General features: G+C 37.9%; 26 protein-coding genes, 1 pseudogene and 2 riboswitches. Of the genes and pseudogenes, 20 read left to right on the forward strand and 7 right to left on the reverse strand.

The window, feature by feature from the left end; translation table 11 throughout:
• Nucleotides 1-50 precede the first annotated feature (50 nt).
• Nucleotides 51-202: riboswitch (SAM riboswitch) on the reverse strand.
• Nucleotides 203-270: 68 nt separating this feature from the next.
• Nucleotides 271-1,056 carry a carbon-nitrogen family hydrolase gene (locus J7E67_RS15490; RefSeq protein WP_214732303.1) on the reverse strand — a complete coding sequence of 262 codons (786 nt, stop codon included), beginning with the start codon at nucleotides 1,054-1,056 and terminating at the stop codon, nucleotides 271-273.
• A 118-nt stretch (nucleotides 1,057-1,174) separates the two neighbouring features.
• Between J7E67_RS15490 and J7E67_RS15495 the strand changes: the two genes are divergently transcribed.
• From J7E67_RS15495 to J7E67_RS15520, 6 genes are all read left to right on the forward strand, one after another.
• On the forward strand, nucleotides 1,175-2,350 hold the full coding sequence (locus J7E67_RS15495) for a pyridoxal phosphate-dependent aminotransferase (protein WP_214714706.1): 1,176 nt from the start codon (nucleotides 1,175-1,177) through the stop codon (nucleotides 2,348-2,350).
• Between the two features lie 83 nt (nucleotides 2,351-2,433).
• Nucleotides 2,434-2,542: riboswitch (SAM riboswitch) on the forward strand.
• A gap of 71 nt (nucleotides 2,543-2,613) precedes the next feature.
• Nucleotides 2,614-3,825, forward strand: a complete 1,212-nt coding sequence (mtnW, locus tag J7E67_RS15500) for a 2,3-diketo-5-methylthiopentyl-1-phosphate enolase (protein WP_214732304.1) — start codon at nucleotides 2,614-2,616, stop codon at nucleotides 3,823-3,825.
• Nucleotides 3,822-4,496 carry a 2-hydroxy-3-keto-5-methylthiopentenyl-1-phosphate phosphatase gene (locus tag J7E67_RS15505; protein ID WP_214732305.1) on the forward strand — a complete coding sequence of 225 codons (675 nt, stop codon included), beginning with the start codon at nucleotides 3,822-3,824 and terminating at the stop codon, nucleotides 4,494-4,496. The genes mtnW and J7E67_RS15505 overlap by 4 nt, the downstream gene beginning before the upstream one ends.
• Nucleotides 4,490-5,119 carry a methylthioribulose 1-phosphate dehydratase gene (locus tag J7E67_RS15510; RefSeq protein WP_214714703.1) on the forward strand — a complete coding sequence of 210 codons (630 nt, stop codon included), beginning with the start codon at nucleotides 4,490-4,492 and terminating at the stop codon, nucleotides 5,117-5,119. Before J7E67_RS15505 ends, J7E67_RS15510 begins: the two co-directional genes overlap by 7 nt.
• 30 nt (nucleotides 5,120-5,149) lie before the next feature.
• A complete protein-coding gene (locus J7E67_RS15515) occupies nucleotides 5,150-5,683 on the forward strand; it encodes a 1,2-dihydroxy-3-keto-5-methylthiopentene dioxygenase (RefSeq protein ID WP_214714702.1) in 534 nt (177 codons plus the stop codon).
• Nucleotides 5,684-5,954: 271 nt separating this feature from the next.
• The gene (locus J7E67_RS15520; RefSeq protein ID WP_214714701.1) at nucleotides 5,955-6,197 is read left to right on the forward strand and encodes an aspartyl-phosphate phosphatase Spo0E family protein; all 243 of its coding nucleotides are present in this window, start codon (nucleotides 5,955-5,957) and stop codon (nucleotides 6,195-6,197) included.
• Nucleotides 6,198-6,256: 59 nt separating this feature from the next.
• On the opposite strand, the gene J7E67_RS15525 is transcribed toward J7E67_RS15520, so the two are convergent.
• Nucleotides 6,257-6,991, reverse strand: a complete 735-nt coding sequence (locus J7E67_RS15525; protein WP_214714700.1) for a ZIP family metal transporter — start codon at nucleotides 6,989-6,991, stop codon at nucleotides 6,257-6,259.
• A gap of 394 nt (nucleotides 6,992-7,385) precedes the next feature.
• Here J7E67_RS15525 and J7E67_RS15530 point away from each other — a divergent pair, with 394 nt between their 5' ends.
• Genes J7E67_RS15530 through J7E67_RS15545 form a run of 4 tightly spaced genes read left to right on the forward strand, consistent with a single transcriptional unit; the run spans nucleotide 7,386 to nucleotide 10,848 of the window.
• Nucleotides 7,386-8,210, forward strand: a complete 825-nt coding sequence (locus J7E67_RS15530) for an electron transfer flavoprotein subunit beta/FixA family protein (protein ID WP_214714699.1) — start codon at nucleotides 7,386-7,388, stop codon at nucleotides 8,208-8,210.
• 34 nt (nucleotides 8,211-8,244) lie between these two features.
• Nucleotides 8,245-9,276, forward strand: a complete 1,032-nt coding sequence (locus tag J7E67_RS15535; protein WP_214732306.1) for an electron transfer flavoprotein subunit alpha/FixB family protein — start codon at nucleotides 8,245-8,247, stop codon at nucleotides 9,274-9,276.
• Nucleotides 9,269-10,564: an FAD-dependent oxidoreductase gene (locus J7E67_RS15540; protein ID WP_168242622.1), complete on the forward strand. Its 1,296-nt coding sequence runs from the start codon at nucleotides 9,269-9,271 to the stop codon at nucleotides 10,562-10,564. Before J7E67_RS15535 ends, J7E67_RS15540 begins: the two co-directional genes overlap by 8 nt.
• Nucleotides 10,564-10,848, forward strand: coding sequence for a ferredoxin family protein (locus tag J7E67_RS15545; protein ID WP_168242623.1), 285 nt, complete (start codon nucleotides 10,564-10,566; stop codon nucleotides 10,846-10,848). The genes J7E67_RS15540 and J7E67_RS15545 overlap by 1 nt, the downstream gene beginning before the upstream one ends.
• Before the next feature lie 140 nt (nucleotides 10,849-10,988).
• On the opposite strand, the gene J7E67_RS15550 is transcribed toward J7E67_RS15545, so the two are convergent.
• The gene (locus J7E67_RS15550; protein ID WP_214732307.1) at nucleotides 10,989-11,336 is read right to left on the reverse strand and encodes a hypothetical protein; all 348 of its coding nucleotides are present in this window, start codon (nucleotides 11,334-11,336) and stop codon (nucleotides 10,989-10,991) included.
• A gap of 165 nt (nucleotides 11,337-11,501) precedes the next feature.
• Here J7E67_RS15550 and J7E67_RS15555 point away from each other — a divergent pair.
• Nucleotides 11,502-11,831: pseudogene (locus J7E67_RS15555) on the forward strand (hemerythrin domain-containing protein); the annotation flags it as partial.
• A 26-nt stretch (nucleotides 11,832-11,857) separates the two neighbouring features.
• Here J7E67_RS15555 and J7E67_RS15560 read toward each other — a convergent pair.
• Complete coding sequence (locus tag J7E67_RS15560) at nucleotides 11,858-13,093, reverse strand: MFS transporter (RefSeq protein WP_214714694.1); 1,236 nt, start codon at nucleotides 13,091-13,093, stop codon at nucleotides 11,858-11,860.
• 465 nt (nucleotides 13,094-13,558) lie between these two features.
• Here J7E67_RS15560 and J7E67_RS15565 point away from each other — a divergent pair, with 465 nt between their 5' ends.
• Nucleotides 13,559-13,999: a MarR family winged helix-turn-helix transcriptional regulator gene (locus tag J7E67_RS15565; RefSeq protein ID WP_214732308.1), complete on the forward strand. Its 441-nt coding sequence runs from the start codon at nucleotides 13,559-13,561 to the stop codon at nucleotides 13,997-13,999.
• Between the two features lie 103 nt (nucleotides 14,000-14,102).
• On the forward strand, nucleotides 14,103-15,797 hold the full coding sequence (locus J7E67_RS15570; RefSeq protein WP_214714692.1) for a M3 family oligoendopeptidase: 1,695 nt from the start codon (nucleotides 14,103-14,105) through the stop codon (nucleotides 15,795-15,797).
• Between the two features lie 47 nt (nucleotides 15,798-15,844).
• Here the strand turns inward: J7E67_RS15570 and J7E67_RS15575 are convergent, their stop codons facing one another.
• Entirely contained in the window at nucleotides 15,845-17,998 is a 2,154-nt protein-coding gene (locus J7E67_RS15575) for an ATP-dependent Clp protease ATP-binding subunit (RefSeq protein WP_214732309.1), read from the reverse strand.
• A gap of 192 nt (nucleotides 17,999-18,190) precedes the next feature.
• On the opposite strand from J7E67_RS15575, the gene J7E67_RS15580 reads away from it, so the two are divergent.
• Entirely contained in the window at nucleotides 18,191-19,240 is a 1,050-nt protein-coding gene (locus tag J7E67_RS15580) for a YkvI family membrane protein (RefSeq protein WP_214732310.1), read from the forward strand.
• A gap of 32 nt (nucleotides 19,241-19,272) precedes the next feature.
• Here J7E67_RS15580 and J7E67_RS15585 read toward each other — a convergent pair whose 3' ends face one another.
• Nucleotides 19,273-19,884 carry a CPBP family intramembrane glutamic endopeptidase gene (locus J7E67_RS15585; RefSeq protein ID WP_214714689.1) on the reverse strand — a complete coding sequence of 204 codons (612 nt, stop codon included), beginning with the start codon at nucleotides 19,882-19,884 and terminating at the stop codon, nucleotides 19,273-19,275.
• Between the two features lie 143 nt (nucleotides 19,885-20,027).
• Here J7E67_RS15585 and J7E67_RS31325 point away from each other — a divergent pair, with 143 nt between their 5' ends.
• Nucleotides 20,028-20,147 carry a DUF6254 family protein gene (locus J7E67_RS31325; RefSeq protein ID WP_246869713.1) on the forward strand — a complete coding sequence of 40 codons (120 nt, stop codon included), beginning with the start codon at nucleotides 20,028-20,030 and terminating at the stop codon, nucleotides 20,145-20,147.
• Between the two features lie 55 nt (nucleotides 20,148-20,202).
• On the opposite strand, the gene J7E67_RS15590 is transcribed toward J7E67_RS31325, so the two are convergent.
• Entirely contained in the window at nucleotides 20,203-20,391 is a 189-nt protein-coding gene (locus J7E67_RS15590; RefSeq protein WP_066252404.1) for a YkvS family protein, read from the reverse strand.
• Nucleotides 20,392-20,639: 248 nt separating this feature from the next.
• On the opposite strand from J7E67_RS15590, the gene J7E67_RS15595 reads away from it, so the two are divergent.
• The 5 genes from J7E67_RS15595 (at nucleotide 20,640) to J7E67_RS15615 (ending at nucleotide 24,314) form a co-directional block, all read left to right on the forward strand.
• Entirely contained in the window at nucleotides 20,640-20,834 is a 195-nt protein-coding gene (locus tag J7E67_RS15595; protein ID WP_214714687.1) for a hypothetical protein, read from the forward strand.
• A 383-nt stretch (nucleotides 20,835-21,217) separates the two neighbouring features.
• Complete coding sequence (locus J7E67_RS15600) at nucleotides 21,218-21,484, forward strand: phosphocarrier protein HPr (RefSeq protein ID WP_088086214.1); 267 nt, start codon at nucleotides 21,218-21,220, stop codon at nucleotides 21,482-21,484.
• The gene (gene ptsP / locus J7E67_RS15605; RefSeq protein WP_214714685.1) at nucleotides 21,484-23,196 is read left to right on the forward strand and encodes a phosphoenolpyruvate--protein phosphotransferase; all 1,713 of its coding nucleotides are present in this window, start codon (nucleotides 21,484-21,486) and stop codon (nucleotides 23,194-23,196) included. Before J7E67_RS15600 ends, ptsP begins: the two co-directional genes overlap by 1 nt.
• A gap of 229 nt (nucleotides 23,197-23,425) precedes the next feature.
• Complete coding sequence (locus J7E67_RS15610; RefSeq protein ID WP_214732311.1) at nucleotides 23,426-23,572, forward strand: hypothetical protein; 147 nt, start codon at nucleotides 23,426-23,428, stop codon at nucleotides 23,570-23,572.
• A gap of 106 nt (nucleotides 23,573-23,678) precedes the next feature.
• A complete protein-coding gene (locus tag J7E67_RS15615) occupies nucleotides 23,679-24,314 on the forward strand; it encodes an FMN-dependent NADH-azoreductase (RefSeq protein WP_214732312.1) in 636 nt (211 codons plus the stop codon).
• Nucleotides 24,315-24,385: the final 71 nt, after the last annotated feature.

Below are 24,385 nucleotides of genomic sequence, written 5' to 3' on the forward strand. Positions count from 1 at the left end.
AGCCTCTTTCTCATCTGAAAGAGGCTGATAGACAATATTGTCTGTCGCACCTCTTATCTCTCAGAAAGATAATCCTTCTGTTGGAATTAGCACCGTGCCTTAAAGGGGGATCCCCGGCGCAAAAAGCGCCCCATTTCAATGGGTTTCCGGTCGGTTGCTGGGCTTCAAAGGGCCAAATCCCTCAGCCAGCTCATGATAAGAGAAAATCTATTTAACTGGTAAAAATCATATCAGTAACAAAGAGAAAGTGTCAATATTTTTTGAAAATTATTATTTATAGAATTCTGGTTTTCTATCCGTGAAAATAGGAATTTGCTTACGGACCTCCTTGACTATGTCCATCTCAATTTCAGCCGATAGGATTTCTTCCTTCATTCCAGCCTCAGCAATAACCTCACCCCACGGGTCAATAATCATCGAGTGACCAGCAAAATGGTTATTCGGGTCATTTCCAGAACGGTTACAGGCAATTACATAACATTGATTTTCAATTGCTCTTGCAATTAAAAGGGCCCTCCAGTGGGACAATCTAGGTGCAGGCCATTCGGCCACAACAAACAGTGCTTCTGCACCTTCGGATGTGTGAGCGCGTATCCACTCTGGAAACCGGATATCATAACAGATAGCCCCAGCAAAATGGTGATTATCAAGTTGAAAAAGTCCCTTCTCGGCGCCAGGCTCTAAGAAAACATGCTCATTCATGAGTTTAAAAAGATGTAGTTTACTATACCGGTGTACAAGCGTGCCATCTTTATTGATGATGAGGAGAGTATTTTTTACTCCTGTTTCTTCACGGTTCGCAACTGAGCCGCCAACGAAATGAACCTGATTTTGTTGTGCTGCTTTTCTGAGAAATTCAATCGTTTGTACTGCTTTTGGGTCTGCAATTTCATTCAGGCGCGTCAAGTCATATCCCGTTGTCCATAGTTCCGGAAGGACAATGATATCGGGTTGTTCAGTCAGTGCATTTTCAATGAGTCTTTCGGCAGTTTGGTAGTTTTTATTGGGATCACCGAAGACGATATCCATTTGCAGACATGAAATTTTTAATTTCACGAATCTTCACCTCGTTTGAAATTTCGGAATTTTTTCTTTACAAGCCGTTATAAAAGTTATATCATTTGTGACTAGAATTTCACAATGATTCTTATAAAAAATTAAGCAGGTGAGAACAATGAAGCAATTTCCTCCATCAGAATTATTAACTAGTCTTCCGAAGCAATTTTTTGCTTCACTTGTTAAAAAAGTAGGGGAATATATTTCACAAGGGTTTGATGTGATTAATTTAGGGCAAGGCAACCCTGATCAGCCAACGCCTTCTCATATTGTTAAAAAACTTCAAGATGCAGCAGCGAATCCATTAAATCATAAATATTCTCCTTTTCAGGGACATCGTTATTTAAAACAGGCTGCCGCTGATTTTTATTTAAGAGAATATGGAGTGACCATTGATCCGGATAAAGAAGTGGCGATTTTGTTTGGGGGTAAAGCAGGACTTGTCGAAATTCCTCAATGCATATTAAATCCGGGGGATACCATCCTTGTACCTGACCCCGGTTACCCGGATTATTGGTCTGGGGTTGCTCTTGCAAAAGCTGAAATGGTTACGATGCCGTTACGAGAGGAAAATAACTTTCTACCGGATTATTGCGAACTGGATAAGTCTGTTTTATCAAAAGCAAAGTTAATGTTCCTCAATTATCCTAATAATCCAACAGGAGCTACAGCTACTCATGAATTATTTAATGAGACTATTAAGCTAGCTAGAGATCATGATATTTGTGTTGTTCATGATTTTGCCTATGGTGCTATTGGTTTCGATGGTGAAAAACCAATAAGTTTTATGCAGGTTGAAGGGGCTAAAGAGGTTGGGATAGAGATATATACTTTATCAAAAACCTTTAATATGGCAGGCTGGCGTGTTGGTTTTGCTGTTGGGAATGAGAGTGTGATTTCAAGCATTGAACTTTTACAGGACCATCTTTATGTTAGTTTATTTGGAGCTGTACAAGAGGCAGCGGCTGAGGCTTTAATGGGCCCTCAGGATTGTGTACGGGAACTAAACGATCTTTATGAGCGAAGACGTAATGTATTGATTGATGGGCTTCGTTCATTGGGATGGAAGGTCACCGCGCCAAAGGGTTCCTTTTTCGCGTGGCTCAAAGTTCCTGAGGGCAAAACATCTGAGGAATTTGCTAACATTTTACTCGAACAAGCACATATCATGGTTGCACCGGGAATTGGCTTTGGAGAATTTGGAGAAGGATATGTCCGTGTTGGGTTATTAACATCAGAACAACGATTAGCCGAAGCTGTTGAAAGAATTAGTCGTTTGGAAATATTCTGTTAAATCGATTGACATTTTATATTTTTCTTGAGATAATGCAAATTAAAGTTAAACAACATTAAAAACTTTATAAAATACGAATCGTTTTCTTATCAAGAGCAGGCGGAGGGAAAAGCCCGATGAAGCCCGGCAACCGACTTAAACCAGTTTTAGGCACGGTGCTAATTCTTGCAGCAACAAGCTGATAGATGAGAAGATGTTAGTTTGCGGCTAACCTCTTCTTTGTTGAAGAGGTTTTTATGTTTTTTGAAAGGACGTGTTTTTGAATGTCTAAAATAATTGCTACATATTTACTGCATGATGAAAAAAAACCAACCAAAAAGGCTGAAGAGATTGCACTTGGATTAACTGTAGGTTCATGGACGAACTTGCCTGAACTAGAGCAAAGCCAATTACGCAAGCATAAAGGCAGTGTGGTATCAGTTGAAACGATACCTGCAGAAAAAGGTGACCAATCTTTAATCCGCATAGCCTATCCAGCGATTAATTTTTCTAATGACCTGCCTGCTATTTTAACAACCGTTTTCGGTAAGCTTTCATTAGATGGAAAAATAAAATTACTAGATTTGCAGTTTGATGATGGATTAAAGAGTCAGTTCCCTGGCCCAAGGTTTGGAATTGAAGGTCTTCGGAAGAAATTAAACGTTTATAATAGACCGCTTTTAATGAGTATCTTTAAAGGAGTGCTCGGTAAAGATCTCGCATTTTTAGTTGAGCAATTAAAGCAACAAGCCCTTGGTGGTGTAGATTTTGTGAAGGATGATGAAATCCTTTTTGAAAATGAGCTGACACCATTTGAAAAAAGAATTGTCGAAGGAAAAAAGGCATTGCAAGAAGTATTTGACCAAACAGGACATCGAACTTTGTATGCAGTTAACCTAACGGGTAGAACATCGCAGCTGAAGGAAAAAGCAAGGAAGGCTGCAGAGCTTGGAGCGGACCTCTTACTGTTTAATGTGTTTTCCTATGGCATAGACGTCCTGCAGGAATTAAGAGAAGACGATGAAATTGCCTTACCGCTTATGGCACATCCTGCAGTTAGTGGTGCTTTTACATCATCTCCAGTTTATGGATTATCCCATTCATTATTGCTTGGAAAGTTGCTTCGTTATGCTGGTGCTGATTTATCGTTGTTCCCATCCCCATATGGAACCGTGGCGTTAGAGAAGACGAAAGCACTGTCGATTGCAAGTGAGTTAACCGTAGAAGATGCCTTTAAAAAGTCATTCCCAGTTCCATCAGCGGGAATTCATCCAGGCTTGGTTCCTTTATTAATTCGTGACTTCGGTAATGATTCTGTCATTAATGCAGGCGGAGGGGTCCATGGCCATCCAGAGGGTGCACGCGGAGGGGGCCTTGCGTTCCGTCAAGCGATTGATACCAATCTTAAAGGAAAATTATTAGCCGAAGGTGCAAAACAGCATCCTGAGCTCCATACGGCACTAAAACTATGGGGTAATGCAGAGGTGACCGTATGACAAAACCAGTGATTTTTTGTGATTTTGACGGAACGGTAACTGAAAGTGATAACATCATTAGCATGATGGAAAAGTTTGCTCCTCAAGGGTGGGAACGGATCAAAGATCAAATCCTCTCACGTGAGATTTCGATCAATGAGGGAGTTGGGAAACTATTCTCCTTATTACCAAGTAGGTTAAAGGATGAACTGACTGAGTTTGCGATTGAAAATGCAAAGATTCGCCCAGGATTTGGAGAGTTTGTTGAATTTGCGCGTGCAAAAGGTATTCCATTTTACATTGTTAGTGGCGGTATTGACTTCTTTGTTTATCCAATCTTGGAGAAATATGGTCCATTTGATGGAGTTTATTGCAATGAATCGGATTTTACAGACGAGAGAATAAAAATTCTATGGCCGAATGAATGTGATTCATTATGTAACAATGATTGCGGATGTTGTAAACCAAGTATTATTCGTAAATTAAACACTCAGGAAAACCGTTTCAAAATTGTTATTGGAGATTCGGTAACCGATCTCGAGGCAGCAAAACATGCGGACTTTGTGTTAGCAAGAGATTTACTTCAGGAAAAATGTGTGGAATGGGGAATCAATCATCAAGGATTTACTTCCTTTTTCGATTGTATCGAGGAGATTAACAAAAGAATTGAGGTGGATGAACTAACATGCTAAATGAAAGATGGAACGAATTAGCCGATGTAAAGGATGAGTTAGCTGAGCGTGATTGGTTTATGGGTACTAGCGGTAACCTGGCGATTAAAGTAAGTAATCATCCGCTTCAATTTTTAGTAACAGCAAGTGGAAAGGATAAACGGAAGCGAACAGATGAAGATTTTTTACTCGTTGATGAATTTGGCCGTGCAGTTGAAGAAACACATTTAAAGCCCTCAGCAGAGACACTTCTTCATGTCGAAATTTACCGTCGAACCAATGCTGGCTGCAGTCTCCATGTGCATACGATTGATAATAATGTGATCTCAGAAGTTTATGGTGATAATGGTGAGGTCACATTTAAAGGCCAAGAGTTGATCAAGGCTTTTGATAAGTGGGAAGAGGACGCAGTCTTAACAATACCAATCATTCGGAATGATGCCCATATCCCGACACTTGCCAATAAGTTTTCTGAACATGTTTCAGGAGATACTGGAGCTATCTTGATTCGCAACCATGGAATAACGGTATGGGGGAGAAATGCCTTTGAGGCTAAAAAAATCCTTGAAGCGTCAGAGTTTTTATTCCGCTACCAATTACGCTTACTAGAGCATAAACCATATCAATTGTTTAAACTAGTGTAAAAAATATTAAAAATGAGAGGATGATGAAGAATGGCATATATTACTTTTCAAACCAGAGAAGAGCAAATTCATGAACAAGAAGAGGTTGCAAGCTTTCTGGAGTCGCAGGAAGTTATTTATGAAAATTGGGATATTAGTAAGCTTCCCGCTGAACTAGTAGAAAAGTATCTTTTAAGCGATGAAGAAAAGGCAGAAATTCTAGCTGCATTTGAAGGCGAAATCGCAGATATTTCTGCTAGACGTGGCTACAAAGCGAAAGATGTCATTTCTTTATCAGAAAATACTCCAAATTTGGATGTATTACTGACAAACTTTAAAAATGAGCATCATCATACAGATGATGAAGTTCGTTTCATAGTCAGCGGCCACGGTGTCTTTGTTATCCAAGGTAAAGATGGTGAGTTCTTTGAAGTACATCTCAATCCAGGAGACTTGATTTCTGTACCTGAAAATACAAGGCACTATTTTACCCTTGAAGAAGATCGGAAAGTGGTTGCTGTAAGGATTTTTGTTACCACCGAGGGATGGGTACCTATTTACGAAAAAGAAGAAGTAAATCAATAACAGATACTAAAACTGGCTGCAGATTATTGCAAGCCAGTTTTTTTATTATGTATATAAGTATGGTGAAATAGAATAAAGCGCTTGCAAACTAGATGAATTTTGTCGTAAAAACAAGAATTTATTTGAGGAATTTGTCGAAAAACGAAAGAAATAGAATGTTTTGTCTACTTTTGCGATTGTGTTTACTTTTATAAAAATTCTTGTCATAATTCATCAAGTAGTCTAATTTTTCGTTGTTTACAGTAATAGAGTAAGAGGTAGGGGGATAATTGTGTGCGAGTATAGTAATACCCATAATGAAATGATTGAAGAGATAAAGGCTAAAAGGGAATTAATGATAAATAGCGCCAATACACAGGGATTTACCAATGAGATGACAATAAAATATAGCCAGGAGCTAGATGAATTAATAAATGAGTATCAAAAAGTAATGGACCAAATCTCCAGGCCAAATGAAGAAATTAAATTTGCCTTTAAACAAATGATCATGATTTGGCCGAAGGTTTTAGTCTAATGATAATTATGTAAGAGAGTGATATTTTTTTTTGTTCAACCGATTAGTAAAATAATTACTTATGAAAAAATATCAATAATGTACACCATGACAAGCAACCCCAAGATAAACGCATAGGTGGATACCCGCTCGTTTCCGTCGCCATGGCTTTCAGGAATTAATTCTTTATAAATAATAAATAACATGGCACCAGCAGCAAATGATAGACCATAGGGGACTAGCCCTTGAACAAATGAGGTTAAAAAATACCCTAAAAAGGAAGTAATGATTTCAATGGCTCCAGTTAAGGTTGCAATAATGAAGGCCTTCAGTTTACTAATTCGCTGATTGATTAAAAATAATGCGACAAGTAGGCCTTCCGGCGCATTTTGAAACCCAATTGCTAAAGCAATTAAATTTCCAGTTTCCCCCTGTTCGGATGCATAGCTTACGCCAACTGACAATCCCTCAGGAATATTATGAAGGGTAATTGCAGATATAATTAACAACGCCTTCTCATCAAATTGAATTCCCTTTTTGTTATGCTGTAAGTCAATATGAGGGATATTTTTTTCCAAAAGAGTCAGCACCCATACTCCTAAACAAACTCCTACAAAAAGTGAACCAAAGCCTCCTGTTCTTAATGCCTCAGGGATCAACCCAATCGTAGCAGCTGCCATCATAATTCCTGCACTAAATGCTAATAAAACATCCTTCCAACGATGTGTAATGGAATGAGGAATAAATAGTATAATTAGTGCCCCTGCCCCCGTAGATAACGCCGAAAGAACACTTCCAAAAATAACTTCAGTCATCACACATCTCCTTTCTTGTCCAATTAATCCAAATCAAATATCTACAATATTAGACAGTAGCTGTGATTTTTATCATTGTTTATATCTTAATATTTCATATAGTTATATTAGTACTACTTTATCTAATATTCACATCACGATTAACTACATATCTTACCACAAACTGTAATAACTTCAACTTTTACAAACTACTACTTAGCTACTGCATAAGATTTTTAAGAATATTAAATGATCACTAGTTTTAGGTTAAATCGAGAAAGAAAAAAAGAAAACTATCACTGTTTGGTACTATGCTTGTGTTGCGATTCATATATCGTAAATAAAAGCATTTTTAAACCATAGGAAGCAAACGCTTTCAATAATCTCAGATCATATGGAGGAGGGAAAGTCCTACATGCATATTGTCGTATGTGTCAAACAAGTACCAGATACAAAAATTATTAAAATTAATCCTAAAACCAACACACTCGACCGTCGCAGTGCACCAGCCATCTTGAACCCTTACGATGCCCATGCAGTTCAGGAGGCCGTAAAAATTAGGGAAAAAACAGGAGGTACCATTTCCGTCTTATCAATGGGACCACCGCAAGCGACTGATATTATCAAGAAAAGTGTGGAAATAGGTGCTGATAAAGGATATTTAATTTCTGACCGTGCCTTTGCAGGGGCAGATACACTGGCAACTAGTTATGCGCTTTCGAAAGCTTTAGAAAAAATCAATAAGGAACACCCAGTTGACATGATTATTTGTGGGAAGCACGCGATTGATGGTGATACAGGACAAGTTGGACCTGGTATTGCAAGAAGAATGGATATCCCGCCAATAACTAATGTAATTGAAGTGCCTGAAGTCAATCAGAAAGAAAACACCGTTCTTATTAAACGGAAATTAACCAATGGCTATGAATTGATTCAATCCAATCTTCCATGTTTATTGACGGTTGAAAAAGAAATTAATGAGATCGACTATTCGCCAATGCCGAACATGATTAAAGCGGCAAGGTACGAACCAATTATTTGGGCAGTAAGTGACTTTGAAAATGTAGAACGGTCACAACTTGGACTAAAAGGTTCACCAACCATTGTTGGAAAAATGTTTACGCCACCACGTCCAGAAGGCGGGAAAAGACTAGAGGGTACTAGTGATGAACAGGTTAACCAGCTAATGGCGTTGTTGATGGAGAAAAAGGACCTGTTAACAATCCAATCATCTAAATAATAACGATTATCTTTTGTCATGGGAGGGAATATACATGAATCTAGACGATTATCGGGGAGTCTGGGTATTCATCGAACAAAACGATGGTAAAGTAGAAGGCGTTTCTCTAGAATTACTTGGTGCTGGAAGGAAACTAGCGGATAAATTACAAGTTCCTTTAGCGGGCTTTTTACTAGGCAATGAAGTAAAACCTTTAGCAAATAAAATTATTTCTTATGGTGCAGATATCGTATACTTGGTCGACCACCCTGTATTGAAGAATTACCGTACTGAATCATATATGAAGGGCGTAATGCTCCTCGCTGAAAAATATAAGCCAGAAATTATCCTTTATGGCGCAACACCAAACGGTAAAGATTTAGCTAGTGCCGTAGCAACAGATTTAAACACAGGATTAACTGCGGATACTACAATGCTTGATGTGGATGTTGATAATAGATTACTAGAAGCAAGCAGACCTGCCTTTGGCGGTAATATCATGGCGACAATCCTATGTAAAAAACATCGCCCGCAAATGGCAACCGTCAGACCAAAGGTAATGAAGGCACAAGAACCGGTATCAGGAAGAACAGGTAAGATTATTGAAGAAAAAATATCACTGCAAGAAGAAGACATGCGTACAAAAGTGTTACAAATTGTGAATGACGTAACAAAAAAGGTCAATCTAGCTGATGCACATGTAATCGTCTGTGGAGTAAAAGGAATGGGAGATGTGCAAAACTTCCAGCTCCTTTATGAATTTGCGGAAACGATTGGAGCGACTGTTGGAGGTACTCGTGATGTGGTTGAAGCAGGCTGGATGCCACACCATCTTCAAATTGGCCAAACTGGTGAAACAGTTACACCAAAAATTTATTTTGCTATTGCACTTTCTGGTGCAATTCAGCACGTTGTCGGCATGAAAAATTCTGATTTAATTATCGCTATAAACAAAGATCCAAATGCACCAATTTTTGATGTTGCCACATATGGAATCGTAGGAGATGCTATGGAAATTCTCCCAAAACTTATCGAGGAATTTAAGCAGCTTAGAACTGAAAAAGGTGGTGAAATAAGCTATGCATGAAAAATTTGATGTGATTGTCGTTGGGGCAGGTCCAGCAGGAAGTGCATGTGCCCTCACGTGTGCCAAAAATGGACTAAACGTTTTGCTTATTGAACGTGGAGAATACCCAGGAGCAAAAAACGTAATGGGCGGAGTATTGTACCGCAAACAAATGGAAGAATTAGTTCCTGAATTTTGGAAAGAAGCACCACTTGAGAGACCTGTCATTGAACAGCGCTTTTGGATGATGGATAAGGAATCTGTCGTTCAATTCGGCTATAAAGGTCTTGAATGGGGTATGGAACCATATAATAACTTTACAGTCCTTCGGGCTCAGTTTGACCAATGGTTTGCTAAAAAGGCAGTAGACGCTGGGGCATTACTTATTAATGAAACGGTAGTAACTGAATGTATCGTTGAAAATGGCAAGGTTGTCGGGGTTCGTACCGATCGTCCGAATGGAGAGGTATATGCGGATGTCGTGGTGCTTGCCGACGGTGTTAACTCTCTTCTTTCAAAACAGTTAGGCTTTCATAAAGAATTTCGTCCAGATGAAGTAGCCTTAACAGTAATGGAAGTTGTTAATTTACCAAAAGAAAAAATAAATGACCGTTTTAATTTGGAAGATAACCAGGGTTGTACAATTGAAATCTTTGGTGATTCAACAAAGGGTAATCTTGGAACCGCTTTTGTTTACACGAATAAAGAGAGCTTGAATATCGGAGTTGGTACAACACTATCGAGCATGATAAAAGCGAAAATCAAGCCATATGAGCTTCTAGACTACTTAAAAACTCACCCCATGGTCAAGCCAATGCTTGCGGGTGGGGAATCTGCTGAGTATCTTGCTCATCTTATTCCTGAAGGTGGTTATCGTTCGGTACCGAAAGTAGCTGGTAATGGAGTTATTGTCGTCGGTGATGCAGCACAGCTAGTAAATGCCATTCATCGTGAAGGTTCGAACATGGCGATGTCATCAGGAAAGATGGCTGCTGAAGCCGTAGTTCAGGCACATAAAAGTGGGGACTTCAGTGAATCAAGCTTAAATAGCTACCGTGACGCGCTTAATAGTAGTTTCATAATGAAGGATTTAGAGAAGTACAAGGATGCTGCACATACGTTTGAGAAATACCCACAATACTTTAATGAATATGTTCCAATGATGAATAAAGCGATGAGCAAATTCTTTACAGTTGATGGGACTCCTAAGCGTGAAAAACAAAAACAAATAATGAAGAGTGTAACTGCGGAAAGAGGAACAATTAGAGTATTGCAAGATATCTATCGTGCTTGGAAGGCGGTGAAATAATGTCAACGAAGAATATCGAGGAAAAACAGTATCTGCTCCGTTTTAAGTGTGATACAAAGTCTCATTTGACCGTGATGGATCATGACGTATGCATGACAAAATGTCCCGATAAAATTTGTACAGTATTTTGCCCAGCGGAGGTTTATAAGTGGGAAGGAACACGGATGCAGGTTGGCTACGAAGGATGCCATGAATGTGGAAGCTGCCGGATCGGCTGCCCATACCAGAACATTAAATGGGAATATCCAAAAGGCGGACACGGGATTGTATTCCGTTTAGCGTAAATTGGAAATAAAAAAGGAGCTGTTTGCGTTTTATGCAAACAGCTCCTTAATTTATGTAGATATTTTAATAATACTATATGTGGGTTATTTCACAAGTGAACGTAAAAAGAAGGTGAAGCAGAAGGTAAGTTTTTAGGGGGTTAGCTTATTTTCTCTAGTATGGTAGCTGAGGAAAGTTTATCGTTTTTGCTGGCTGTGACAAGCGAAGATGCAAATGAGTTCGCATGATCCATTAACTCCATACTCGGTGAGCAATAATATGGTTTTTTCCAATTGAAATCACCTTCACTATCGGCAGGATATATACTTACTTTCCAATGATAGTATATTTTTGACTGTGGGAGTTGTACCCCTTCTACGGCAATAAGCCAATGTGTCGAAGGTGAGTTAGGGTAGTATGCTGCGGATTCCTGTAAGGAAACTAGGTCATTTACACCAATGGGTATTAATGCCTTTTGATAAAAGTCGTGATAATTTGGGGTTTTCATATTTTTTTCCCTCCCTTTTATGTTCTATCTCTATTATATGAAACATTTAAACTTTTTTTGTGTGATAAATGTTAAAATTTTTAAAAAAATTAACGAGTTTTCATGAAACTGTCAAAAATTCATAACCTATTTGCTGCATTAATTACAAAAGTAAAAGAATTTAAAGCAGCATTGGACCCTCATTCAGAAAGAGAAGAAGGCGTTCTTTTTCCTATGATGGGTGTATATATCGGGACGACATCTGGACCAATAGCTGTTATGGAATATGAACATGATCAGGCAAAAGCAAATATTGGAGAATTTCTTGGAAAAGCAGAAAGTGGTCTTGTATCTACGGAAGAAACGAAAAAAACAGCTGAACTAATTCAAAATGCCTACTTTATCTTAACAGAGCATTTCTCCAAAGAGGAAAATGTTTTGTTCCCAATGGCTGAAAGAATGCTTACAGAAGAGGAGAAGGAAGAATTATACCGTAAAATCCAAGACATAAAATAAAGGATGGGCCTCTGGCCCATCCTATTTTACTTTTGATTCCATTCTTTAACCTTTTGGTCAGTTGGAAGGAGAAACGCAATTAAGCCTAAAATCGGAAGTACACCGAGCCATGTAATCATCGACTGTAATCCAATCCAGTCTGCTATATAACCGAGTCCTACAGAACCAATTGCACCCATTCCAAACGCAAGTCCTACTGTTAATCCAGACATCGTCCCAATTTTACCCGGGACTAATTCCTGTGCATATACTACCGTTACAGAAAAACTAGTCATTAAAATAAACCCAGTAAGTATTAAGAAAATAAATGCCAACGTTGGTGGTACCTGTGGAATTAAAATTGAAAAAGGAATCGTTGCTAACATTGAAAAGGAAATGATTGTTTTTTTTCCAAACCGATCTGAAAGAGGACCTCCAAAAAAAGTACCGACGGCACCGGAAACTAAAAAAGCGAACAGGAATAATTGTGATTGCTTAATCGTAAGGGCATATTCTTTTATCGCATAAAAGGTATAAAAGTTGGTAATTCCAGAAGAATACCAAGTCCTTGCAAAAATTAATAATAAAATCAATGCTAAGGTATTTTTTACCTCTTTAGTTATTGCTACATTGTTAGATGAGCTAGATCTCTTTTTCTTTAGTATATTTGGGGAAGCTATCAACCTGTGATTATACCAATTTGCAATATAAATTAATAAAATCACAGCTAGTGCTGCCACAATCGTAAACCAGGATGCACCAATCTGCCCCAGTGGAACCAATATTAGTGCAGTTATCAGTGGAGCCAATGCTTGACCCGTGTTTCCACCGACCTGATAAATCGACTGTGCCAGTCCGCGTCGATTTCCTGCAGCCATATACGCAACCCGGGAACCTTCCGGGTGAAATACTGCTGAACCCAGACCGATGAAAAGGACTGACAAGACAATTAGTCCAAAGTTTGAAGCGAACCCTAATCCAAGAATACCGACTAACGTGAAAGTCAGTCCGATCGGCAGTGCGAAAGGCATTGGTTTCTTGTCAGTTATGTAGCCGACCATTGGCTGCAAAACAGATGAGACCATATTTAGGGAAAAAGCAATGATTCCAAGCTGGGTAAAACTTAGCCCCATTGATTTTTCTAAAATAGGGAACATGGCTGGCACCACAGCTTGAATTGCATCATTCAATAAATGGCACAATCCAATAATAAAAAGAATTTTATACATGGTTGATTCAGAAGACTTTGGAGCCTTTGCAGGTAAAACAGCTTGTGAACTCATAATAATCCCTTCTTTATTAAAATACTAAATTTTTTTATAACCATATCTTACTACCGAACCATAAAAATAAGAAATATTTTATTTTTTATTTATTTTATAGGCTCTGTCAAACTTGGCCGTTGATTTCCGCTCCAAGCGCTTCGCTTTCCGCGGGCGGTCCTGGGAGCCTCCCCGGCGCTAAGCACCTGCGGGGTCTCCCCTGCCCCGTCCTCCCGCAGGAGTCTTCGCGCCTTCCGCTCCAATCAACGTATGCTTTAAATCAACAATGACCTTTAACAAAGCCATTTAATAAAAAAATTCCTATCATGCATCTATTTCACTTGGATACGAAATATTCCTGATTTTTTTAGGGTGAATTGACATTTCTTAAAAATTTTTTTATAATAATCTTGAAATCAAGATATTTTATTCATATTGATACCTCAAAGTAAGTCTAATTTATAAACCTAAAAGGATGAGTTTTTTATGGAAAATAATTCAACTGCTAATTCATTAAAGCTTTTTATAGTCCTTTCAAGAGCGTATAAAGCAATTAACGAGCATGTAAATAAAGTGATCCAGGCCAGTGGTTTAAATCCAACTGAATTTGCAGTTTTGGAGCTCCTTTACCATAAAGGTGACCAGCCAATGCAGCAAATAGGCGGGAAAATATTACTTGCAAGCGGAAGCATTACTTACGTGGTCGACAAACTTGAACAAAAAGGGATGTTAAGAAGAATTGCCTGTCCGAAGGACCGACGAGTCACTCATGCACAAATAACTGAAGATGGGAAAATGTTTATTCAGGATATTTTTCCTGAACATGCTGAGCAAATTGATAAACTCATGTCATCACTGACTGAAACTGAAAAACTAGAAGCAATTGACCTGTTGAAAAAACTAGGGTTGCCTGCTGGTAAGTTCTAATACGGCCATTGGGTCGTATTTTTTTTGTAGTTAGGAATGTTAGTGGATAGTATATAATAAAATAGATTGGAATATTAGCAAAGTATAAAAAGGGGATGGTTCAATGGGGTTTGAGAACTATACATACATACGTCCGGATTTAGATGAGGTAACAGAAAAATTTCATTTGGCACTTGAGAGCCTAAAAAATGCAGAATCAGTTGAAAAGCAAAGCAGGGTCATGAATGAGATTAATAAGCTAAGAAATGATCTAGGTACGATGTTCAACCTTTGTTATATTCGTCATTCTATTGATACAAATGATGAGTTTTATAAGGATGAACAAGATTTTATGGATGAAATCCAGCCTGAAGTTGAAGGGTTAGTAACTAAGTATTATCAAGTGCTTGTAAATTCTAAGTTCCGTCCTGAATTAGAAGAGAAATGGGGAAAGCAGCTATTTGCCCTGGCTGAAGGACAACTTAAAACATTTAAACCTGAAATTGTGCCCTTACTTCAGAAGGAAAATCGCCTATCAACGGAATATACGAAGCTAATGGCTTCGGCAAAGATAGAATTCGAAGGGGAAGAGAGAACATTAGCACAATTAGAACCATTCGCGCAGTCGACTGACAGAAAAATGAGAAAACGAGCCAATGAAGCGAAATTTGGTTTTATGGTTGAACATGAAGCAGAGTTTGATCGAATTTATGATGATCTGGTGAAAGTAAGGACAGAAATTGCTGAGTCACTTGGATTTAATAACTTTGTTGAACTTGGTTATTACAGAATGATGAGAACAGATTATAATGCTGAGATGGTCGCCAATTTCCGTAGTCAAGTACAGGATTTCATTGTTCCGATTGCGACAAAATTAAAAGTACGTCAACAAGAAAGAATCGGACTGGATAAATTAAAGTACTATGATGAAAGCTTTAATTTTCAATCTGGTAATGCCACTCCAAAAGGTACTCCGGAATGGATCATAGAAAATGGACAAAAAATGTATGAAGATCTTTCAGAAGATACGGGGGCATTTTTTCGCTATATGCAAGATAATCATTTGATGGATCTTGTTGCCAAGAAGGGTAAGGCCGGCGGAGGCTACTGTACGTTTATAGAGAATTATAAAGCACCTTTCATTTTTTCTAATTTCAACGGAACGTCCGGGGATATTGATGTCCTGACACATGAGGCAGGTCATGCTTTCCAAGTGTATTCAAGCCGTCATTTTGAGATTCCCGAATACGCATGGCCAACCTATGAAGCATGTGAAATTCATTCGATGAGTATGGAATTTTTCACATGGCCATGGATGGACTTGTTCTTTAAGGAAGACACCGATAAATACAAGTTTTCACATTTAAGTGATGCCCTATTATTCTTGCCATATGGGGTTTCGGTTGATGAATTTCAACATTGGGTCTATGAAAACCCAGAAGCTACTCCAAAAGAGCGTAAGCTCCAGTGGCGTGAAATTGAGAAAAAATATTTGCCGCATAAAGATTATGACGGAAATGAATACCTAGAGAATGGCGGCTTCTGGCAGCGCCAAGGGCATATCTATAATTCGCCATTTTACTATATTGATTATACGCTCGCCCAAATTTGTGCTTTCCAATTCTGGAAGCGTTCAAGAGAGAATCAAGATGAAGCTTGGGCAGATTATGTGAAGCTTTGTAAGCTAGGCGGGAGTATGTCATTCACAAAGTTAGTCGAGGCAGCAAATCTAATCTCTCCTTTTGAAGTTGGTTGTGTAGAGTCAGTTGTGGGTGTAATTGATGATTGGTTAAAATCTGTGGATGATAAAAATCTATAGTTAAATGAAAAAAGCGAAGCCGTTCAAGAAACGGCTTCGCTTTTGACCTATTTAAGAGAAGTTACTTTAGAAACTACTTTGAGCTGATTTTCTTCAACAACGGCAGATAATTTTTTAGTATCTGGTTCCTCTAAGATAAAATCAGCAATTTTATCTTCAAGTTCTTCTTGGATTACGCGGCGGAGCGGGCGTGCCCCAAATGCGGGGTGGTACCCAAGCATAGCTAGTTTTTCTTTTGCTTCTGTTGTAATGGTTAATTCAATCTTTTGCTCAGTAAGTGTTTCTTGTAATTCACTAATCATTAAATCGACAATATAGAGAATATGCTCTTTACCGAGTGAATTGAATTCAATGATACTATCGAAACGATTCAAGAATTCTGGCTTAAAGAAGCCGCCTAACGAGTCAAGTATACTTGCTTCTTCGATCGCCTCTGTTGTACCAAATCCAACATGAACTGTCTTGTGGCCCACACCAGCATTGCTTGTCATAATGATAACAGTATCCTTAAAGCTGACAATTCTTCCTTGACTGTCTGTGAGTCGGCCATCTTCAAGAATTTGCAGGAACAGATGCTGGACATCTGGATGTGCTTTTTCAATTTCATCTAATAAAATAATGCTATATGGATTTCTCCTCACTTTTTCGGTTAGCTGTCCGGCCTCTTCATGACCTACATAGCCAGGAGGTGAGCCGATTAATTTGGAGACGCTGTGTTTTTCCATGTATTCGCTCATATCTAGACGGATCATCGAATCCTTAGAACCAAATAATTCCTCAGCAAGCGTTTTGGTTAACTCTGTTTTTCCCACGCCGGTTGGTCCAACAAATAAAAAGGAACCAATTGGGCGATGCTTTGATTTTAAACCGGCCCGACTACGTCTAATCGCTTTAGAAACTTTATTTACAGCCTTTTCCTGGCCAATAACCTTTTGGTTAAGATTTTCTTCTAATGCCTTCATTTTTAGCTGCTCATCTTGTTGCAGCTTTCCAACAGGTATCCCTGTTTTTTGTTCGATGATTTCTTGTATAAGCCCTACATCAACGATGGGTCTTTCAGAGCTTGATATTAAATGTAAAGACTTTTCAAGGTTTGTTTCTTCATCGCGAAGGGATGCTGCCTTTTCATACTGCTCATTTTTAAGTGCTTCTTCCTTCTCAGCAGCAATCTCTTTTAGACGTATTTCAATTTGTTCATTGCTCTTATAATCCGAAACTAGGTTTAATTTCGAACCAGCTTCATCAAGCAAATCGATGGCTTTGTCAGGTAAAAAGCGGTCTTGAATATAGCGCTGAGACAATTGAACACAGGCAAGGATTGCTTCATCAGAATAGACGACTTCATGATAATCCTCATACTTCTTTTGTATCCCTTTTAATATATCAATCGCAGCTTCTGCAGTCGGTTCAAGTACATGAACTGGTTGGAAGCGCCGTTCCAGAGCAGAATCTTTTTCGATTTGGCGATATTCTTTTAATGTGGTTGCACCAACCACCTGAAGTTCTCCACGAGCAAGGGCAGGCTTTAAAATGTTGCCGGCATCCATAGAGCCTTCAGCAGAGCCAGCACCTACTAGCAGATGAATCTCATCGATGAAAAGGATAATATTTTTCCGCTCCTGTAATTCGGAAATGACTTGCTTCATTCTTTCCTCAAATTGGCCACGGATTCCTGTATTGGCAACAAGGGAAGCGACGTCAAGCAAATATACCTCTTTACCCCGTAACTTACCTGGGACATCTCCTTCAGCAATTTTCTGGGCAAGACCTTCAGCAATTGCAGTCTTCCCGACCCCTGGTTCACCAATTAATACCGGATTATTCTTATTTCGTCTGTTTAGTATTTCAATGACACGCTTTACTTCTTCATCGCGGCCGATGACAGGATCTATCAACCCCGCTTTTGCCATTTGGGTTAAATTACGTCCAAATTGGTCAATAAAGCCACCTTTTCCGGTTTTTCTTCCTGTTTGTTGTGTAGGTTGAATGCTATCATCCTTATCATGAGAAGCGTTATTCATGAACAGATTTTCAAATGGGAAGCTTGGATAAGAATTCATCTTTGGACCAAAACTTGCACCTAAAGTTTGCTTTTCTTTTGTATAGCATTCGTGACAGAGTTTGATTTCCTTACGTTGTCCGTTAATAATCATATTTAATTGAATGTTTGCATGGTTCTCATTACATTGTTGACAAAGCATAAGCAAATTACCTCCTTGTAAAGATTCATATTTTCACTTTGACTTTGACTATATTTGACCTTATGACGATAGTATACTCTGACCTTTTTTGACTTTCAAGAAATTTGTTTTTGGTAATGCTTGCTATTTCAGGAAAAAAGCTCGTCTTTGTTTGTCCTTATCATCATATATTGATGATAAGGAGGAGATGATGTGAAAAGGGATTGGACTCAAGCATTTCAGATTGCGGCGGTCTATGTAGGCACTGTAGTAGGCGCTGGATTCGCCACGGGAAAAGAAATCGTTGAATTTTTTTCGCGGTTTGGTTTCTTTGGCTTAATAAGTATATTGATGAGCGGATATCTCTTTATTTCATTGGGTTCAAAATTAATGAGAATGGCTGCACTTATAGATGCAAAATCTTATCAAGAGTTTAATGAGTACTTGTTTGGCAAATGGCCTGGTCGTGTCATTAACGTCTTTATGCTATTTATGCTTCTTGGTGTTAGTGCTGTGATGCTTTCAGGGGCTGGGGCTATTTTTGAGGAACAGTTAAATCTGCCCAAAGCAGTCGGTGTTTTCCTGACAATTTTTTTATCCTTTTTAGTCATGCTAGTTGGAACAAAAGGTCTTTTTGCTGTCAACACGTTTGTTGTTCCGGTAATGATCACATTCAGCATAATTTTAATGTTCTATTCCATTCAAATGCCCAACTTCCTCAATCAATTATTATTTATTCCTCATTCCGACGATGGCTGGAAAAGTGTGATTGCACCATTTTCATATGTGGCATTGAATCTGGGGCTAGCACAAGCCGTTTTAGTACCGATTGCAACAGAAGTAAAGGATGATTGGACGATCAAATGGGGAGGGATTCTTGGGGGTGCTGCTTTAACAGTGATATTGATTGCTGGTCATTTCACTTTAATCATGCTTCCTAATTTGGAACAGTATAATATTCCAATGGCAATTGTTATGAAAAACTTAGCCCCTTTTTTTTATTGGATTTTTGTACTCGTTATTTATGGAGAGATTTTTACTTCTGTAATTGGAAATGTCTTTGGACTGGACCGACAATTGAAGCAATATTTGCCCATTCCGACAATTGTGTCGGTTACGCTTATTTTTATTGTTTCCTACCTGATTAGTCTTGTGAATTACGGTACGTTGCTATCCTATTTGTATCCATTGTTTGGTTACATCTGCATGATTTTTTTTATTTTACTATGGATGAAACCATTTACACCATGTATAAGAAAATAGAAAAGCAGGTGTCCACCAGACACGCTGCTTTTCTAATTAAAAGGCAAAATAATAAAAATCAAAAGGTCAAAAATGATATGAGAAACAATAACCAAAGGCATACTCTTTTTTAAAAAATAAAGATATCCCCACACAAAACCAGAAATAAAGGCAGCGAGAACTAATAAAAATGAGCCCGAATAAATATGGACGGAAGCGTACAGAATTGATGCAGACAAAATACTTACAACCGGATTTAAGTATTTCGAGAGTCTTTTTTGGATAAATCCACGCCAGAAAAGTTCTTCGCCAGGTGCCGCAACTAAAACAAGTGCAAGGTAATGCCAAAATAAGGATGGGGCATACCAATTATAGAGATTTTTAATGCTTGTATCAATTGGCAGCTGAAGTATCTCCATTCCCCATATACCAGCCCGAAAAACAAAATATAATAAGAAACCTGATATTGATCCTAGTAGGATAAATTGAATAAATGATACTTCATCATCCACCTCCTCTTGAAAGGTTGAGTATGCGATGAGTACCAGAACTGATCCTGAAAATATATACCAAAAGATCGCTCTATCATGAAATGAAAAAAATAAAAGAACGTGAGCAATAATAAAACCAATAAGTATGCGAGGGTCTTGGAAGAATTTTTTCATTATCGCGATCTCCTTTTCGAAACAATAAAATTTATTTTATCAAATTAGTTTTTCAAATGGAAATCATTACATCACCCCTTTCCCATTTATATTGGTTAGAACATCAAGAAAAGAAAAAAATAATAAAGAAGGGAGTGAAAGGGATGAGCAAATCAAAGAGTGAACAAGAACGAGAATGGACAGTTAGGAAACAAGATCAAAATCCTCATGGGAAAGTCAAAAGTTTAAAGCAGTTATCAAAGGAAGCTGGAAAAGGCGAATAACGGTTTAAAAAAAAAGGCAGCCATGGTTAGACTGCCTTTTCTATAATTCTATTAATTAATAAGCGCTTTCTTTTACAACCTTATAGTTTTTGTGATTAACAACTGTTCGTTGATCCAATTCTAAATCACGATAATTGTCCATAAATGTTAGGTCGACTATGACAGAATTTTCATTTACCTTTTCAACAATCCCCTTTAGGCCACCGCGGAATTCTATGATATTTCCTACTTCTGCTTTTCTCATTTTAGTCTCTCTCCTTTACCTCAAAAAACTATAATAAAATCCAGTTAAATAACAGTTTGCACTACTTTATTCATTTCGTAAAGGCTTTTATTTGACAATTATGTTAATTCTTTATAAACATTTTAATTATATGAGAAAAAAGGCCATAAAAGAATCGGAAACGCTTTCAAAAGTTATCGTAAGTTTCGAAAACTGGCTTAATAAAAGTCATATACGTTAATATAAACAGGTAAAGGTGGTGCAACAGAATGAAGGAAGAAATGATCACTGAAATCTTAGATCGACTAATGACTGGTGAACTTTCAGAGTATTTTGTAACAAATGATGATTTCATGGAATTTCGTCAGGTACTTGTAAAAAGAAAAGATTTTAAGCATTTCCGCGGAATTGGTCAGAGGGGAGGCGATGTTTTGTATCAATATCTAAAAGAACCAAGAAGCTAATCGCTATTATTACCAGGAACTCTCCATTAGAAATGTTGAAATAATCAAAAGCTGTCGAAAGTGACAGATTTTATTGTTTTTCTTTGGGGAAATATGATAGTTTATGAATGTTTTTGACAGAATTGTGACAAATGATATAAAATTAATTTTGCAGTTGTTTGATAAAGAGGAAAGTGCTATTCTATCAATTGAATAAACAAAAAACATTATCATGAGAGTGTAAATTCATTACATATTTGTTTTCCTTTTGGAAAAAATAAGACGAAAAGATTTGAATTTAACTCTTTAGCTAATTAATGATTTAGTTGACTAAATGATGAGAAATGTTTATTTTTAATGAAGCAAGTTTATATTTTTATATACATTAAAGGAGTTTGATGATCATGTCAGAAAAGCAATTTAAGGTAATCGCAGAAACAGGGATACATGCAAGACCAGCAACTTTATTAGTACAAACGGCTAGCCGATTTGATTCTGAGATTCATTTAGAATATAAAGGTAAAAAAGTTAATTTAAAATCAATTATGGGTGTTATGTCTCTAGGTGTTGGCCAAGGTGCAGATATTACGATTTCAGCAGAAGGAAACGATGCAAACGATGCTTTAAATAGCCTCGAAGAGACATTGAAAAAAGAAGGATTGGCTGAATAATGACTTTTTTACATGGGATCGCAGCATCAAACGGTATCGCAATTGCGAAAGCTTACCGTCTTGTAGAACCAGATTTATCTTTTGAACAAAAAACAATTGACGATGCTGCTGCAGAGGTTGACCGTTTTCGACAGGCAATGGAAAAATCTAAAGCAGAACTCGAAGCAATTCGTGACCGTGCCAAAGTTGACTTGGGTGCGGATAAAGCAGCTATTTTTGAAGCACATTTACTTGTCCTAAGTGATCCTGAATTAAATACACCTATTGAAGAAAAAATTCAGTCTGATAAAGTGAATGCTGAATCTGCTTTAAAGGAAACGGCAGATATGTTCATTATGATGTTCGAACAAATGGATAATGAATATATGAAAGAACGTGCAGCAGATATTCGTGATGTAACAAAGCGTGTATTAGCCCATTTATTAAGTGTTCAACTGGTTAATCCAAGCATGATTGCTGAGGAAGTTATCATTGTTGCAGAGGACTTAACACCTTCAGATACAGCACAATTAAACAGACAATATGTCTTAGGATTTACAACAAATATTGGTGGACGTACCTCACATTCAGCAATTATGGCTCGCTCTATGGAAATTCCAGCAGTAGTTGGAACAAAAACGGCTACTGAGGAAATCAATAATGGGGATCTAGTTATTGTTGACGGTTTAAAAGGTGAAGTACATATAAATCCTACTCCAGAACTTGTTGAACAATACCGTAAAGTTCATGATGAGTATGAAGTACAAAAAGCTGAATGGGCCAAGCTTGTTAACGAACCAACGGTAACCAATGATGATCATCATGTAGAATTGGTCGCCAATATTGGTACTCCCAAGGATTTAAAGGGAGTAATTGAAAATGGCGGGGAAGGTGTTGGTCTTTACAGGACCGAGTTCCTATATATGGGAAGAGACCAGCTTCCAACTGAGGAAGAACAGTTTGAGTCCTATAAAGCCGTTTTAGAAGGATTAAAAGGAAAACCTGTTGTAGTTCGTACCTTGGATATTGGCGGGGATAAAGAACTGCCATATTTGGACTTACCAAAGGAAATGAATCCATTCTTAGGTTTCAGGGCAATTCGATTATGCTTAGAAGAGCAGGATATATTCCGCACCCAGCTTAGAGCCTTGTTACGGGCAAGTAACTATGGGAATTTAAAAATCATGTTCCCGATGATTGCAACTCTGGATGAATTCCGTGCGGCAAAAACGATTCTTGAAGATGAAAAGCAAAAGCTTCTTGCTGAAGGTCAAAAGGTTTCCGATGAAATTGAACTTGGAATAATGGTCGAAATTCCTTCAACTGCTATCTTAGCTGATCAATTTGCAAAAGAAGTAGACTTCTTTAGTATTGGAACTAATGATTTGATTCAATATACGATGGCTGCAGACCGCATGAACCAACGTGTTTCATACCTATATCAGCCCTATAGCCCATCCATTTTACGATTAGTAAAAATGGTTATTGATGCAGCACATGCAGAAGGAAAATGGACAGGTATGTGTGGGGAAATGGCAGGAGATGAAACGGCCATTCCAGTTCTTTTAGGTCTTGGGCTTGATGAATTTTCAATGAGTGCAACTTCAATTTTAAAAGCTCGCTCACAAATCAGGAATTTGAAAAAATCTGATATGGAGAAGCTTGCTCAACAAGTTTTAAATATGCAAACAACTGCTCAGGTTATTGAAGCAGTAAATGGTGCTACAAAGTAAGCACAATACTCAAAAAAGACCGGCTGATGATTAGCCGGTCTTTTTCTGTCGTTCATTTATTTTTTGATTTTCCACAGTATTGTCTTTTTTATTATGGATTTCTGAGTATAATAATAAGTGATACATAGTACCTATTTTTCAACTGGTACTTTAGGGTGATATATGGACAGGAATAGGCAAGTATTTTATTGGGCATGGTAAATTTGAAATGGTGGAGGTGAATGGAATTATGGAACAAAAACCTGTACATTTTGATGGAAGTTCACTACTAGGTCAAGCAACCAATGAGGCAATGGTTAATGAAGCATTCCAGTTGACTGATGAAATGAGAATTAACATTGGTCACAACCTTTACTCTCTTGATACAAATGAATAAATGATGCATGAAAAGGATTTGTCTTCGGGCAAATCCTTTTTGATTATTTTCTCTTATTTTAACTAATAATATTATTGTCTTTATTCAAAAGAAAGGTGGAACTTAAATGGTACGTGTTTTGTATATCACGGCACATCCTCACAATGAAACACAGTCCTATAGTATGGCGGTAGGTAAGGAATTTATTGATAGCTATAAACAAATCAATTCCAGCGATGAGGTAATTCATCTAGATTTGTATAAAGAACATATACCTCACATTGATGCAGATGTGTTTAGCGGCTGGGGAAAACTTCGTTCTGGTCAAAGCTTTGATGAATTAACAGCGGAAGAAAAGCAAAAGGTTGGCCGGCTTAACGAGTTAAGTGAGCAGTTTGTTAGTGCGGATAAATATGTGTTTGTCACGCCTTTATGGAATTTCTCATTTCCGCCAATTATGAAGGCATATCTTGATTCTGTATCAGTTGCGGGCAAGACATTTAAATATACGGAACAGGGCCCAATAGGTCTTTTAACGGATAAAAAAGCATTGCATATTCAAGCCCGGGGTGGATTTTACACAGAGGGGCCTGCAGCACAGATGGAAATGGGACACCGATATATCAGTGTGATGATGAGTTTCTTTGGAGTTCCATCCCTAGAGGGGTTGTTTGTGGAAGGCCATAATGCAATGCCTGACAAGGCTGAAGAAATAAAAGAAAATGCGATTGCACGTGCAAGGGATTTTGCACATACATTCTAAAAACTTATTATAGGTACAGAGGCAGATTAAATCTGTCTCTTTTTGTATGATTTTTTGGCAAGTATTTCCTC

The organism is Bacillus sp. ISL-46 (genome assembly GCF_018613205.1).